Annotated in this window: 9 protein-coding genes; 8 read left to right on the top strand and 1 reads right to left on the bottom strand. The window is 41.7% G+C overall.

Translation table 11 applies throughout. The features are described 5' to 3' along the window. Positions 1 to 393 precede the first annotated feature (393 nt). The 7 genes from P2W82_RS13510 to tamL all read left to right on the top strand — a co-directional run bounded on the left by P2W82_RS13510 (position 394) and on the right by tamL (position 14,594). Entirely contained in the window at positions 394 to 780 is a 387-nt protein-coding gene (locus P2W82_RS13510; protein ID WP_336516425.1) for a response regulator, read from the top strand. A 216-nt stretch (positions 781 to 996) separates the two neighbouring features. Beyond that, positions 997 to 3,816 carry a PAS domain S-box protein gene (locus tag P2W82_RS13505; RefSeq protein WP_336516424.1) on the top strand — a complete coding sequence of 940 codons (2,820 nt, stop codon included), beginning with the start codon at positions 997 to 999 and terminating at the stop codon, positions 3,814 to 3,816. A 61-nt stretch (positions 3,817 to 3,877) separates the two neighbouring features. Further along, positions 3,878 to 5,320 carry a hybrid sensor histidine kinase/response regulator gene (locus P2W82_RS13500; protein ID WP_336516423.1) on the top strand — a complete coding sequence of 481 codons (1,443 nt, stop codon included), beginning with the start codon at positions 3,878 to 3,880 and terminating at the stop codon, positions 5,318 to 5,320. Between the two features lie 16 nt (positions 5,321 to 5,336). After that, positions 5,337 to 5,966, top strand: a complete 630-nt coding sequence (locus tag P2W82_RS13495) for a response regulator transcription factor (protein ID WP_336516422.1) — start codon at positions 5,337 to 5,339, stop codon at positions 5,964 to 5,966. Positions 5,967 to 6,340: 374 nt separating this feature from the next. Next, positions 6,341 to 6,715: a hypothetical protein gene (locus P2W82_RS13490; RefSeq protein WP_336516421.1), complete on the top strand. Its 375-nt coding sequence runs from the start codon at positions 6,341 to 6,343 to the stop codon at positions 6,713 to 6,715. A gap of 578 nt (positions 6,716 to 7,293) precedes the next feature. Then, entirely contained in the window at positions 7,294 to 12,291 is a 4,998-nt protein-coding gene (locus P2W82_RS13485; RefSeq protein ID WP_336516420.1) for a translocation/assembly module TamB domain-containing protein, read from the top strand. Continuing rightward, positions 12,288 to 14,594, top strand: coding sequence for a translocation and assembly module lipoprotein TamL (gene tamL / locus P2W82_RS13480; protein WP_336516419.1), 2,307 nt, complete (start codon positions 12,288 to 12,290; stop codon positions 14,592 to 14,594). The genes P2W82_RS13485 and tamL overlap by 4 nt, the downstream gene beginning before the upstream one ends. A 96-nt stretch (positions 14,595 to 14,690) precedes the next feature. On the opposite strand, the gene P2W82_RS13475 is transcribed toward tamL, so the two are convergent. Beyond that, complete coding sequence (locus tag P2W82_RS13475; RefSeq protein WP_336516418.1) at positions 14,691 to 15,023, bottom strand: hypothetical protein; 333 nt, start codon at positions 15,021 to 15,023, stop codon at positions 14,691 to 14,693. 344 nt (positions 15,024 to 15,367) lie between these two features. Here P2W82_RS13475 and P2W82_RS13470 point away from each other — a divergent pair, with 344 nt between their 5' ends. After that, the gene (locus P2W82_RS13470; protein WP_336516417.1) at positions 15,368 to 15,817 is read left to right on the top strand and encodes a hypothetical protein; all 450 of its coding nucleotides are present in this window, start codon (positions 15,368 to 15,370) and stop codon (positions 15,815 to 15,817) included. Positions 15,818 to 16,246 lie beyond the last annotated feature (429 nt).

Below are 16,246 nucleotides of genomic sequence, written 5' to 3'. Positions count from 1 at the left end.
TCATCGAAATCCTTGATGGGTAATTGAAAAAACTTATACGCCAACCTAAAAAAATAAAAAGAGGCCGACTCATTGTTTTGAGACGGCCTCTTTTTTTTGTGCGCTGCATGTTGCAGGGGTTTAATCAGAACCTAAGCCTAATACGGTTAATGCCTTATAAAAATTGTAAATGAATTCTAAGCAGTTGGTTTTGCGCTAAATTAAAGCGCGCTGGTGCTTATCGCAATAGATAGCGGTACAATTTCACTGTAACATTTCTGCCGGCACAATGTAGCAATCTTACTACAATTCTGTATGTAACTATTAGCGCAAGTTTCTTGTCCTATTTTCAACTACAAAAAACTAAAAAGGCTGACTACATACAGCCTGCAAGTCCGAAAATAAATTTGCTGAATGCTCCCCAGAGAATTCAGTGTAATCCTTATTGACGAATCGGAAGTAATTGGATCAAGACTGAATTCAATGTTCGCGGGACTTTCAGGTTACCGGCTTGCTGCACATGCACATACTATCAGCGAAGGATACCTGCTTTGCAAAAAATTCAATCCCGATGTCGTTTTACTGGATTCATGGTTGCCTGATGGTACCGGGATGAGTATGCTCAAAGAACTGAAAGAAAAATTTCCTTCCCAAAAGATCATTATACTTTCTAATTCCGGGAACCAGTATTACAAAGAAAAATGCCTGGAACTTGGCGCTGATTGGGTCATGGACAAAAGCACTGAACTTCCGGAACTGGTCGAAATTTTCTCCAATTTAACCGGCAAGACGGAACGATAATCTGTTAATTACAGGATTAAAAAGTTACTCTTAAAACGAATAATGCCTTACATTTAATGCTCGTTGCTTTTTTTGGGTCATTCGCTCTGATTATCGCCCTTCCCGACCTTATTGAAAGATTACCAAAACCCAATCCCGGAAAGGTCATTTTAATTTTACCGTTATTCTGATTGATTCATAAACCGGAATAGTATCCGGGATAATGAAAATTCCAATATGCCTGTTGCAGAACAACTGCTTTACCAGCAAAATCTGAAACGTTGGTCCCGGTATCTCATCGGAACCATCATACTTATCTGCGCAATCGTACTTTCAGGATGGCTACTCGACTTCCCCGTTAAATTTTCGCCGGAACTGATGATTTTGCCGATGAACCCGCTCTCGGCAATCTGCTTTTTACTGGCTGCTGTATCGCTGACGCTTTGCAGTCGTGAAGTCAAGACCAGGCTTTGTTTTATTACAATCAATACAACTGCTTTTTTTGTCTTGATCATCGGGCTTCTTCGTTTATCCGACACCGTTTTCGAAGATTCATTTAATGTAGACGCATTATTATTGAAGGATCATCCTGCAATTGAAAAGTTGCCGAATTCACGGGGAAGAATGACGCCCAATACTGCTTTGAATTTCGTGCTCGCTGGTTTTGCATTGCTGTTGTTTGACCCCAGGAGGAAGAAACTGGCAATGCTCTACAGTTATACAGCGATTATAATTGGGCTGATGACTCTTTTTTTCCTGGTGGCTTATTTCTATAATATCCGCCAGATCAACGCCAACCTAAGTTTTCTGCCGATGTCATTGTCGACCGCTTTATGTTTTATTCTACTGGCTATCGCACTTCTTTTTGCACAGCCGGATAATGCATTGATTCGCACCTTCAGCAGCAGAACTCCCGGGGGATCGTTCGCAAGAATGATCATTCCGTTAACGCTGGTCATTCCCGTAATACTGGGCTACTTCCTCCTGTTATTTTCAGAAAAATATGCCATCAATCCAGGCTTTGAAATCACGCTTTTTGTAGTTAGCATGATAGTGTTTTTTTTCTTTCTTTATTGGTACAGCTCTGGTATTCTTAACAGGATTGATCACGCCAAACTGCAGGATGAATTACGCATTAAACAATTGAATGAAGAGCTGGAGAAGAAAGTACAGGAACGCACAGCCGAGCTGTCGGATTATAAATACGCAATCGATGCATCAGCCATTATTGTGATCACCGATGCGAATGGAATTATTCAACACGTAAACGATAATTACACACGCATTTCAGGTTTCGAAAAAGATGAAGTACTGGGCAAAGGTCATAGTCTTGTAAACCCGGCCATACACCCGGTAGCAGTTATAGATGATTTGTGGAATACGCTTGCGCGGGGCAAGGTATGGCGCGGCGAACTACGGCATTTTAACCGAAATGGAGAACCTTATTGGGAAGAAACGACGATCGTCCCCTTCCTGGATGAAAATCATAAGCCGTTTCAGTACCTGCACATCAATACGGATATTACAGAAAAGAAAAAAGCAAGCGAAGAGATCATTCTGCTTAATGAACACCTGCTTCAAAAGGAAAAAAAATTAAACGGGCTGATAGAAAACTCTAATGAACTCATCAGTATTGTCGATGAGCAATTCAGCATTATATATCGCAGTCCGAATTATGAAAGGATTACGGGTTATAAAAGAGAAGACTCACAGCTGGATATCGCAATGGCTATGATTCATCCTGATGATCTTCCGGACATGCGTGACCTCGCTTCAACGCTGATACAGAATCCTGGCGTTTCTATCCCGCTGAATCTGCGTATGCGACATAAGGACGGTTATTTTATGTGGATGGAGGGAACCGCGCAGAATTTTTTACAGGATGAGGCAATCAAAGGAATGGTGTTTAACATCCGTGATATTTCTGAACGGAAAGCAGCAGAAGAAAGGATCATGCGCAGCGAAAAAATATACCGGACGATCGCGGCAAATATTCCAAAAACGACGATCATCATATTCAGTGAAACCCGGCACTATCTTTTGATCGAGGGAAATTTTGCCCATCAACTGGGTTATCACAGGGAAAATATGATCGGCAAATATTATGGTGATGTGCTGGAAGGAGTTCATTATACAAGAGTGAAAACCGATCTCGACAGGGTATTCAATGATGAAAAATTCAGTCGCGAAATAGGTTTTGGCAGGGATCATTTTGTTGCGAGCTATGTACCGTTGAAAGATGAAGCGGGGCATATTTACGCAGCCATGACCGTAATTTCCGATGTCACAGAAATTGCAACCGCACAAAAAGAAGTGGCAGATGTGAATGCAGCATTGGAGAAAAGGGTCGAGGAACGGACTCAACAGCTGGAGCAGATCAACAAAGAACTGGAAGCATTTACTTATTCAGTATCACATGATCTCCGATCTCCAATCAGAATCATCGATGGATTTGCGGATTTTCTTGGACAGGATTATGGTGAAAAATTTGATGAATCCGCAAAACGCAAGCTTTTTGCGATTCAACGAAATGCAAAAAAAATGAACGGATTGATCGATGATCTGCTCAAATTGTCTGGAATTGGTAAAAAAACGATCCGGTTAGAACATACCGATATGAATATATTGATAAAGACAGTGCTCGAAGATTATCCTGATCATATTCAGCAGTTGGTAAAAATCGACCTGAATGGGCTGAATTTCATCATTTGCGATACTAATCTCATACAACAGGTATGGCAAAACCTGATTTCAAATGCTATAAAATACACATCAAAAAAAGACGCACCTGAAATCATCATCGGGGCCGAAGAAAAGGAGGGCAAAATTATATACAGTATTCAGGATAATGGCGCGGGATTTGATCCCGCTTATGCTGGTAAACTATTCACTGTATTCCAGAGATTGCATAATGCTTCCGAATTTGAAGGTACAGGAATAGGTCTCGCTCTTGTTCAACGGATAATCAGCAGGCATAGTGGTCAGGTTTGGGCAGATGGTCAGATTGATCAGGGTGCGACATTTTATTTTACATTAAATCAACCGATTCACCAATAAGTGACCTGGAAAACACCGGATGAATTAAATTTATCGCTGCTGTAAAATGGTAAAAAGTCGCTTGCACATATTAGTCCTGGAAGATGAACCGGATGATGTTGAGTTGCTGAAGTATACACTCGAAAGAAACGGCATGCAACCGGAATATGAAGTGGTGTCTGATAAAGCTGCTTATGAAAAAGCAATATCAGCAAACAGTTATGACGTGGTGCTGGCGGACAATTCTGTACCTATGTTTAACAGCATGGACGCGCTCCTGATGCTGCGTGCAAGAAAACTGAATACTCCATTTATACTCGTTACAGGCGCTGTATCAGAAGAATACGCAGTAGATATACTACAACATGGTGCGGATGATTACATACTGAAAGGAAGTCTGAAAAGATTACCTGCATCGATTCATCGTGTGCTCGAAAAAAGAGAGGCGCTGGAAGAAAGAGAAAAAGCACTGGAAGCATTGCGCAGAAGCGAGCTTAGGTTCAGAGCATTGATTGAATACAATGCCGATGCAATTCTTATCCGCGACAAGGATTTCAGGATCACTTATGCAAGTCCTTCTGCAAAAAAATTGCTTGGATTTGATCCCGAAGATGATATTAATCCTGATTTTGATCCCAGCTACCACCCGGACGACCGGCCGATGGTAGAGAGAAAGAAAATTGAAATCCTGGCAAACCCCGGTAAACCCGTGCCCATCACTTTCAGGAAACTGAATAAGCAGGGGCAATATGTGTGGGTTGATGGTGTGATGACAAACATGTTGCACAGTGAAAGTGTACAAGGCATTGTATCTAACTTCAGGGATATATCTAAACGAATTCAGGCAGAAATAGAACTGCAGCAGGCCAACCAGGAATTGCATCATCTGTCAAATCACCTTCAGCATATCAGGGAAGAAGAACGCATGCAGATCGCACGTGATATACACGATGAACTGGGTCAGCAACTGACCGGTTTAAAAATGGATGCATCCTGGCTGAGTAAGATACTGCCTGGCGAAAATGAAAAAGTGCGCACGAAGATTGAAGATATGATCAAGCTGATCGATGAAGCTGTCCGATCTGTCAGAAGAATTTCATCAGACTTACGCCCGAGCATGCTCGATGACCTCGGTTTGATCGCAGCATTGGAGTGGCATAGCCTCGAAACTGAAAAACGATATGGCATTCCTGTTCATTTTGAAACCACCTGTAATGATACAAGACTCAATGTAGAAAAGTCTACAGGTGTATTCAGGATTTACCAGGAAGCGATCAATAATATTATCAAACATGCAAATGCGGGATCAATCAATAGTTGTTTGAAAAGAGAAGGAAACAGGTTGATTCTTGAAATCAAAGATGATGGTGTTGGTATCCAGGAAGATGAAATCCGTTCAAAGAAAACGTTCGGTCTGCTTGGAATCAGGGAACGTGTATTTATTTTAGGAGGAAAATATAATATTGAAAGTGCGCCTGGAAAAGGAACTTCAGTGCAGATAGATATTCCGGAAACGGCAAGTTGAACAAATAGCAGTACTAATGAAGATTTTAATTACCGACGATCATGCCGTTATCCGACGAGGACTAAAGCAGATTTTGCTTGAAGAATTTCCTTCTGCTGCAATTGAAGAAGCAACAGACGCGGAAACTGCAATTAAAAAATCGCTGTCGGAAAACTACGATGTAATCATTTCTGATTTATCGATGCCTGGTCGAAGTGGACTCGACCTTCTTTCGCATATCAGGCAACATTCATCAAGAACGCCGGTGCTTATATTGAGTATGCACCCGGAAGAACAATATGCAATTCGTGCATTAAAAGCCGGCGCAGCTGGTTATCTCAGCAAAGAATCAGCACCGGAAGAATTGGTAAAAGCAGTTAACAGGGTTTTGCAGGGAAGAAAATATATTTCTACATCCATCGCGGATAAATTATTCGATGAACTGGATCAGCCAAATAATGACAAGCCGGCACATGAACAACTCTCTCATCGTGAATTCGATGTCTTTAAACTTATCGCCGGCGGAAAATCGGTATCAGAAATTTCCGAGCAACTCACGTTGAGCATTTCAACGGTGAGCACATATCGTGCGAGGATACTTACGAAGATGAGGATGAAATCAAATGCCGAACTGACGAGGTATGCGTTGGAGTATAAATTGATTTAGTTCATAGTTCATAGTTCTGAAATTCAAACTGCGTTGATCAATAGTTGTCAGATTTTGATTATTCATTTTATTAGCCGGGTCTTTTGCAGAGGCAACGCATACGTGGTCTTTACCATCGGCAGATATAATTCAAGATGATTTCCTCTCCTGTATCCTGTATTCCGTATCCTGTATCCTGCCAATTCCCCACTTTTTAATCAGATACAGTTCTTAAAAAAACCTATACAATTACGTTCACACAAAAGCCCTGCAGTTCAACCTTAGCTAATGACCTTCGTACTTGTTCTTGTAGTCGTGCAACTACAAAGAATTAGAATGAAATTCTATTTTTCAAAAATGCAGTTCGGCATTTCTTTGTGTCGATAAAGATTCAAATGAACCACAGACAACCTAAAATAATTTTACTGGACGCTGTAAAGTCGTTCGATAATTATGTAAAGATTTTAGGTGATGCCGAGCAGGTAGTTCAATTGTTTAGTCGAAATGCTTTGCAGGTAGCTATCCAGCGTTTCAGTTTTATTCACCTTGAATCAGCACCTCCTGTACCAGTTCCCGAAACCGGGATGAATTCCCCCTTTAGAGTCCGCTACCCTAACGATACCCTTCCTAAGAAAGTGATCATGATGACGCATGAAACCGATGGACAGACCGGTGATCGCTTTTCGCTTCTTGGCGGCAAATATTTTCTTGAAAAACTCAGGCCATCATTACAAAGCACCGAATATGTTTATGGTTTTTATCTGAACTGAATAATTGCAAACCAACTGCAACTACTGACTGACACCTGACCCCTACCAACCAACGACCCTACCTTTTGAAAGAACAACGTTACCCTTTCGCACCCTATGAAACAGTCCATGCCCTGTATCCTCAGCGATTGCAAGCCATTATACCGTTTCGCAGCAAAACCAACTGCCCCTTTTGAAATTCCCTAATGCCTCAGGGCAATTTATGCCGTCTGTATTCGACAAATGTAGGTGTTGAATGCAGGCGGCTTTTTTATCAGTGAGGAGGCAGGAGCCCGCCTGCCGGCAGGCAGGTTGAGAGGCAGGAGTTAACAGCCAATCCTGGAAGTTGTTGTTCGTCAGATGTCAGAAAAGTCGCAATTAAGCTGATTGATATAGTGCCTTCATTATTATCTGACCTGACAGCCACATAGTTTGATTTCTTTCCGTTTTTCAGTTTTCAGTTTTCGGCTTCAGCTTTCCTTAAAACGACATTCCATTTTGCAAACCACATTGCATCGATCTGCTGCCTGTTGCCCTGCCTCTCCGGCAGGCAGGCCGCTGCCTGCTGCCTATTTTTCCCTAATTTCATCCCCGGTGCTATGGGGCGGTTTTCCGGTTCAATTGTAAAGAAAGTCATTACCTGGACATTGGGAGTGATAGGATCCGTCCTGTTACTGATCCTGATTTTGATGTTGCTCCTGCAAACTCCATGGGGACAGAACATCGTTCGTGTACAAGCAGTGAAGTACCTCGAAAAAAAGCTTCAGACCAAAGTTGAAATTGCCAAAGTCCGCATCCGATGGCTCACCCATTTTCACGCTGAAGGCATTTTCCTGGAGGATCAGCAACAACGAAAGTTGCTCCACATCGGTCAACTCGACGTTTCCTATTCCCTTATCGATCTGTTTGCAAGCAAGCTTAGCATCCCGGATATTAACATCAATAAAATAGAAATTCAGCTTCTCAGATCAGCAAAGGATTCTGTTTTCAATTTCCATTTTATCCCGTTAGCCTTTGCCGGAAGTCCGGAAGCTGCAAAAACGAAAGTTTCCAAACCATTCATAATTGACCCTGGCAAAATCACCATTTCAGGCCTTAAGTTTCTGATGGATGATCGATACGGTGGAAGCCTTTACAATGCAAGCTGGAACAATCTCAGTACAGAGATCCACGACTTCAATCCTGATTCGCTTCATTTTAAGGTGTCTTATCTGCTCACTGATTCAATCGATTGTAAAATCAATTTACATGCAGGCACCAACGTAAAAAACGAACCAGTTGAAGAGGACACAGGTGCATCACATCTCAGGATTGAAGCAGATAGTTTTCAACTGTCAAATACCGTTTTTCTGCTTGAGAATACACAAACAAAAATGAAAATCTCCAGCATTGCTGCGCTTCTTGGTGGAAGTAATATCAGGTATGATCAATCTGCATTCGATATAAAAGCAAAATTCCTTACGCTTCAACAACACAAAACCGAAGTCGAACTGCAAACCAAAAAATCTTCTGAAGAAAAAACTTCAAAAACGAACAGTAGGTATACAGATAAACCATTCACCTGGGAGGCAGAACAGCTGTTTCTTGACAATAACCAGGTTGTATTTAACGATGACGCCCACCCGAAAATGAAAAGAAACGACGTCGACTTTCGTCACCTGGACATTTCGCACCTGGCTATGACCGCATCGAATGCTAAATATGATGGGTTAAAATATGAAGCAGATATTCATCAGCTGCAGTTTCGGGAGAAATCGGGTTTTGAATTGCTTCGCCTGCAAACATCAGTCCGGTACAGTGACACGGGTGTTTCATTACAGAATCTACATGCAGAAACAAATGAAAACCTTGTTCGAGGACACATTACCGTGAAGTATAATTCTACTGCTGATATCACTGCGTATCCACAGTTCACAACAATCGATGCTGAGTTATCAGACACGCGGATCAGATTAAGAGAGCTTCTGTATTTCAGCCCGTCCCTCGCGAATAACAAGTCCTTCCGACCTTTGACGAATAAAACATTCTTCATCAACACCACTGTTCACGGCACATTAAACAATCTGAAAATCCCCACCCTTTCAGTAAAAGAAAACAAGACAAGTTTTGTCGCAAGTGCAGAAGTACTCCACCTACCAGACACAAAAAAAATGATCATCAATCTGCAGCTTAAAAGTTTCAGCAGTACAAGGGCAGATTTGCTAAGTTTTCTGCCTCCAAATGCTATTCCTGATTCATTACTTCATTACATACCAGCGACTTTTTCAGTGAATGGCACCTACAAGGGTACTATGAAAAACATGTACACCAATCTCTACCTGAAAACTTCGTCCGGAAATCTTGCTTTCAAAGGCACGCTTCAAAACATCAGTGACAAAACAAAGGCGGTTTACGATATGGCCGTATCTGCCGGCAGTTTGCAGCTTGGTAAAATTCTTAGAGACTCCAGCTTTGGAAATGCAACTGCAACTGTAAAAATAAAAGGCCGCGGACTTGATCTCCATAAAGCTGCCGCGAAAGTCTTTGCCACAGTAGATTCGTTTACATATAAAGGTTACACTTACTCTGCCATTCAATTGACAGGTAGTTTAGAAAATGAATTACTGGAAGCTCATGTTACCAGTAAAGACCCGGAGATGCAACTGACGGCGGATACCTGGTACAGCCTGGAAAAAAATCACGGAAAAATAAAGACTGACACAAAAATTGAATACCTCAATTTATATAAGCTTCGGTTGTATGATGATACTTTGATTATCAAAGGAACTAATATCGTTGCAGATATTCCGCAATTTGACTCAGCTGCAATTAACGGACAGGCACTAGTAACCACTATTAATATTCAATATAAAGACCAGCATATTTCATTGGATACTATTCTGCTTGATGCAAAATATGATAGCCTGCAGCACATGAATTTACACATGCCTGTTGGCGATATTTCGGTGGTAGGGAAATATGCACTATCGGCGATTGTGCCAGCAACAAAAACAATACTTAACAGGTACTTTTATACGCAAAGCGTGGATACCGCATTCACTAAATCCCTTACGGCAGATATCCGCGCCGACATTGATATTCCGGATAGCCTGGGTTTTCTTGTTCCAGGTTTTAAATCAATGTCTCCACTCAGTTTACGAGCAAAGGTTAACACGGATAGTTCCATTGTTGAAATCAATGCCAGCATAGCGAAGCTGGTTTTTGGTGATTATGATATCGATTCTCTTAAAATACTTGCTTTAAATAAAATTGATCGTGATCAGACAAGGACGTTGGCATATGAACTCTCTGTCGGCCGTGTAGACGGGCCAACGATAAAATTGTTTCCAAGCAGTTTAAAAGGCACAGCGAGACAAGGCATAGTCGATGGAGTAGTGAGTCTTTACGACGACAACAAAGACCCAAGATATATTTTGCCGTTCCATATTGTGAACGATCCAAATCTGCCATTTCTGCAACTCAGAGACTCTCTTGTTATTGACCGGAAGAATTGGTCAGTTAATAAAGACAACCTGATTTATTTCAGTAAGAATGCATTGAAAGGAAGTAACCTTCGTCTCAGCCGTAACGATGAAATGATTTCTATTCTATCAGACAGCAGTGATATCACCGGGTTGCCTCTTACTTTCAGTCTGAAAAATTTTAAAATTGAACATATCATTCATATCCTTACCCGGGATACTGCTCTGATCGCAGGAAATGCCAATGGTGAAATTTTAATTCATAACCTGGGGCCATTTGTCGCGACGGGTAACCTGCAAATAGATGAATTGAAATTAAAAGAAGTGAATACCGGAACACTCACAGTGCATGTAACGGAGGCCTCGGAAGAGCAATTGGTGGCGGCTGCAGAACTTAAAGGTGACAACAATCAGGTTGTATTGGATGGAAAATTCAATCCGCAAACCGGCGACATCGCTGCTCACCTGGATATGAAAAAGTTTGATCTGCGTAACGCTGAAATGTTTACAGAGAAATGGCTCGGAATGTTACAGGGTACGTTGAAAGGAAATATTGATTTCGGAGGCACATTGAAAGAACCGAAAATCAATGGCAATATTCATGCAGACAGTATTAAAACCATTTATCGTGAATATGGCACTGAATTAAATATTCCCGTAGCAGATTTCGTTGTTGATGGCGAGGGAATAAAGTTCAAAGAAATTGTTTTCACGGATAGTTCAGGAAATAAGGGCAGGATCACAGGTAATTTCAGTACTTCGAATTTTATCAACTACGCCTATAACGCAAATATTACCACTAATAATTTTCTCGTGATCGGGCCGCGTCGATATCCTAATCAAACAATTTACGGGCCTACTTCGGCTAACGCTAATATCAATATAAAAGGAACGGAAAAGATGATGGATCTCGGCGGCTCAGTAACTGTTGCTGAAAAGTCTCAGTTCACTTATGTCTATATTCCACAGGATAAAATATCGCGTGGCGATGGATTGATTGAATTCTTTGATCCGAATGCAAAACCGGACTCTGCGGCTGAATTAGCACTGTTAAAACAGATTCAGCAGAAAATGGAAATTTCGATGAATGTATATGTTACCGTTACTCCATCTTCCACTGTTACAATTGTTCTCGATGAATTATCCGGCGATCATCTGAAAATTGCGGGCACAGCGGGATTGAATTATACGATGAGACCGGGTGGAGAAATGAGTCTTGTAGGAAACTATACTGTCGAAAGCGGTGATTATGATCTCTCGATAGCTTCAGTTATCCGGAAAAAATTCTCCATAGAAAAAGGCAGTACAATAACATGGAACGGGGATCCGCTGAAGGGGAATATGAATATCACTGCGTTGTACACAACAAAAACAACGGCAAGGGAACTGGTACAGGACATACAATCTGTACCTGGCATTGATAAACAACAGTTCAATATCCAGGTTTACCTCATCCTCACAAAAGAATTGCTCAATCCGGATATTCAGTTCCGGCTTGATATGGCGGAGAATGAACAAAACGCTTTTGATGGAATTGTGTATAGTCGTTTGAAGCAGGTGAATACCATTCCTTCGGAACTCAATAAACAGGTTATGGGGCTGCTGGCTATTAATCATTTTATTGCTGATAATCCATTCAACAGTTTGACCGCAGGCGGAGGACCGAGTTTTGAGACGCAGGCATTCACCACTGCCGGAAGATTGCTTACTGACCAGCTGAATCAATTGCTCGGCAAAGCAATAAAAGGTGTCGATATCAATTTCGAGCTTGATGTGAACGAAGATTATACTTCCGGCCAGGCACAGAGAAATACAAACCTGAAAATCGGACTGACACAATCGCTGGCTAATAATCGGTTGTCCGTTTACGTGGGGAATTTCTTTGCACTCGAAGGTCAGAATCAATATGAAAATGTATTGTCAGGCCTGGCCGGTGATATTAAGCTGGAATACTTACTATCCAGGGATGGCCGCTATCGGATCAAAGGCTATCGTCTCACGGAAAATGAACTAACCTTCCAGGGTTCAATTATCAAAACGGGTGTCACTTTCGAAATTGTGCTTGAATTTAACAAGCTGAAAAATGCATTCCGGAAAAGAGGAAGGAGAACCCAAACTGCTGCACCTGCTCCATGAATGCACTGATTAAAAATATAAGCAGGATTTCGGTGCAGGCAGTGATTCTTGCCATAACAATTACATTTTCTTCATGTAAGCTTACGCGTTATGTGCCTGCTGGCGATAAACTTTTCACTGGTTCTGAATTTGTTTCAGATAGTATCAAACTGAATAAAAAATTCAGGCAGGAACTTGAAAAAATTGCACGACCCAAACCCAATGCAAGTTTCCTGGGCATCCGCTATCGCCTGATGCTTTACAATGCGATCAAGCCGCCAAAAAAGCAGAAAGGCCTTTTGTATAAGATGAAATACAAATGGGGCGAGGCACCTGTTTTACTGAGCCAGACGAGACCGAGGCTTACTGAACAACGATCCGGCGATTATCTTTTCAGTATCGGTTATCTTCGCCCTGAAGTAACCGGACAGGTAATCGAAAAGGACTCGCTGCATGCATCACTCAGGTTTAAAGTCAATCCGGGTGTTCGTTACACCATCCGTAATATTGTTTATCCCGAAGATTCCACCGGTGTTCATGCGTGGCTGAAAAGATCCAAAGCGAAATCATTATTACGCCCAGGACAGTTCATGGTCCTGAATAATCTCAGCCAGGAACGTGAACGTATAGACGATCTTTTGAAAAATAACGGCTACTATTTTTTCACACCGGATATGTTGCTGTTCAGGGTAGATAGTCTGCATGATGGCAAAGCGGATCTTTACCTGACGGTCAAAAACACTGCACCCAGACAGGCATTAAAACCCTGGTGGCTGGGTGAGATAACGATCTACGGCAATTACCGCCAACGCAGGGATTCTGTGATACAGCAGCAGCAAGGGAAAAAAGGCAGATACTACACCGTTGTTGATGCGCAGGAGCGATATCGTACTTCGGTTTTTGAAGACGCAATCGTCATCAAGGAAAATCAGATTTACAGGAAAGACCTGCATACGCTCACCATCGAGCGGCTGATGAATCTGCAGACATTTAGTTTTGTGCGGACGGGTTATTTTCCTGTTGATGACAGCATCAAGCCAAAGCTGAACACGAGATTGTATATTACTCCGGCGCGAAAACAAAGTCTCCGTTTCGAGATTGCGGGAAATACTAAATCAAATAATTTCATAGGTTCGGAACTTACAGTCAATTACAAAAATGTCAACCTCCTGAAAGGTGCGGAGATACTGGAAGCACGTATTTCCGGTGGCTTCGATGTACAGGTGGGCGGAAAAGATCAGCTCTCATCCACTGCATATACAGTGACCGGCGAGATAAAATATTCGGTCCCGCGTTTTATACCGAGACTCGGATTTAAAACCGGCCGTAATCCCTATTTGCCAAGAACTGTTTTTAATCCTCTGATAAATTATATAAAAAGGCCTGATCTGTATACCCTTCGTTCCCTTGGATTTTCCGCAGGCTATAACTGGAAGCAGGGCAAGATGATAGAACATACGTTACGCCTGATCAATCTTAATTCGATATATCCGACTGACATCACTCCTAAATTTGACAGCATGCTGCAGGAGGACGTCACATTGAAAGCAGCATTTGAGAAACAACTGATCATCGGCTCCCGTTATTTGTTTCAGTATAATAATACCTTCCTTGCCAATCGAAAATTTACTTATGCCGCTGATGTCAATTTCAGTTCGTCGGGAAACCTGGCCAACCTTTTTATCAGGGCAAATCCGGATACTCCGCAGGCAAAAAAAATCGCAAACATTCCCGTCTCGCAATTTTTGCGAATGCAGGTTGATTTGCGGGGGTATTGGAAACTGAGTTCTCTGTTTCTATGGGCTAACCGGGTGATCGGCGGTTATGCATGGGCGTATGGGAACAGCATCACCGTCCCCTATTCCGAACAGTTTTTTATAGGCGGCAGTAGTAGTATCCGTGCCTTCCGTACAAGAACGCTCGGGCCCGGAAGCTATCATACGGATCAAACCGTTTACCAGGCCAATGAATCCGGCGAGATAAAGTTTGAGATGAATTCCGAATTACGATATAACATGAGTAAGTATCTCAAAATTGCTTTTTTTGTTGATGCGGGAAACATCTGGTTACGGAAAGATGCGCCTGATAAACCTGGAAGCGGACTCAATGCCGGCGACTTTTTCACTGAGTTTGCTGTAGGCTCCGGAATCGGTTTCCGTATCGACGCTTCTGTACTTGTATTGCGTTTCGATTTTGCAATGCCATTGCGAAAACCATGGTATCCCGAAGGAAACAGGTGGGTATTTAAGGAAATTAATTTCGGAAGTAAAGAATGGCGGAAGGAGAATTTGTTGCTGAATATTGGGATAGGTTACCCATTTTGAAGTAGCAGTAAGGAGGCAGTAGGCAGAAGTTTTAGTAGTTAGAAATTAGTGACCGGCATCAAGCGCCAGCTTGATATTTTTTTCCTGACAGTTATCTTACTTCTTAGTCTCCTTTATCATTGCTGTTTTCTCTTTCCGTCCCTGCATTACTCGTTTTCCGCTTTCAGTTTTCACTTTTTCTTCTTTCAAATTGTTGGAAATAGTCACTTTTTGCCCGTGATCAACAGAAATCATTTCCTCAGTTTGCTTTTTCTTCCGTGTGAAAATTTGCACAATCGATTTGATTATAAAAAAACTCAGGAAAGGAACGATCAGTAGTAAATCAACCCTTATGACATCCGATCCCGATGACCAGGGCCTCATCAGGAAATATTCATACAAAAAATAGATAATCAATAAGATCACGGTCGCCTTCTGCGTGCGGGTCATGGTGTGTGTTTTGGCGTAATCAGTATTATCCAGGGCCGAAGATAATATTTTACGATCACTGGTAACGTTAGGAAAAAACAAAAAAGCAACCAGATTCAGGGTGATCAAAACTACCCTGGCAAATCCGGCGCAGAGTATGAACCGGATGAAGTCAATTTCGATAAAAATTTTATACACAGCACTTGAATAATTGAAATTTTCTGGTGTAAGGAATTCATTTACATTTATCGCCGGAAATAATTCTGCAGATACCGTAATGGCATGAATTCAAATCTCCCTCAACTTAAATCCCTGAATGGATCAGCACTGATCACCCATTCCTATTATTTTCAAAAAAATGCACCATGAAAAAATTGATTGTGACTTTTATTGTTTTTGCAGGACTGTTCATTATTAATACGGACCTGCATGCGCAGGTTATCAATGTACCTTCAAAAGCCCAGAAAGATTTTAACCAAAGATATCCTGAAGCAAAAAATGCTGTATGGAGCAATAACGTGGCGAATTACACAGCGAAATTTGATATCGGTGAAAACAACTACAAGGCCTTTTATACCATGAATGGCAAATGGGATTATACAGAACAATATTCTGATATCACGAAATTTCCGGAAGCTGTACAAACCTCCTACAAGAACAGCAGGATTGCCGACTGGACCTACGAATCAGCTACAATAATAACCAATAAAAAAGGACAGGAACTGTATCGTATTGAAGCCAAAAAAAGCATTGAAAAAATCTATCTCTTTTTTGATAAAAACGGGAAAGAGATAAAATCAGCTCCGAGTCTTTAAAAGTACCTGAATAATATTTGTATAAAGCGATCCGATGAAATATTCAGATCGCTTTTTATTTTCAGGTTGTCCATGGAATGTAATGGTTTGGCGACGACAGGCGGCGTTTTTCGCCTGCCTGCCCTGCCTACCGGACAGGCAGGCGGCAAAGGCAGGTTTTTCGTTCATCGTTGTTCGTTGGGCTGTGATTTGCAGAAATGCAGAATTGAGAATCCGGGGTATATACCTGATGTAAATGCCAACCAGATGCAAATGTTTTCAAGCTTTGACTTTTACATCCATGCATACAGTGGCATCAGCATTCTTTCGTATTCCAATATCTACCAGGATTTGCACAACAATGAGTGACTTTGCCTGGATATGGGTAATTTAGTTTTCCAGTTGTACTTTACTCATCCTGAACCTGGAGAGTTCGACAAAAAATTAAAC

The sequence above is a fragment of the Pollutibacter soli genome, from assembly GCA_029269725.1.
Classification (GTDB): Bacteria; Bacteroidota; Bacteroidia; order Chitinophagales; family Chitinophagaceae; genus Pollutibacter; species Pollutibacter soli.
This window is presented reverse-complemented; position numbering and strand designations above follow the sequence as displayed.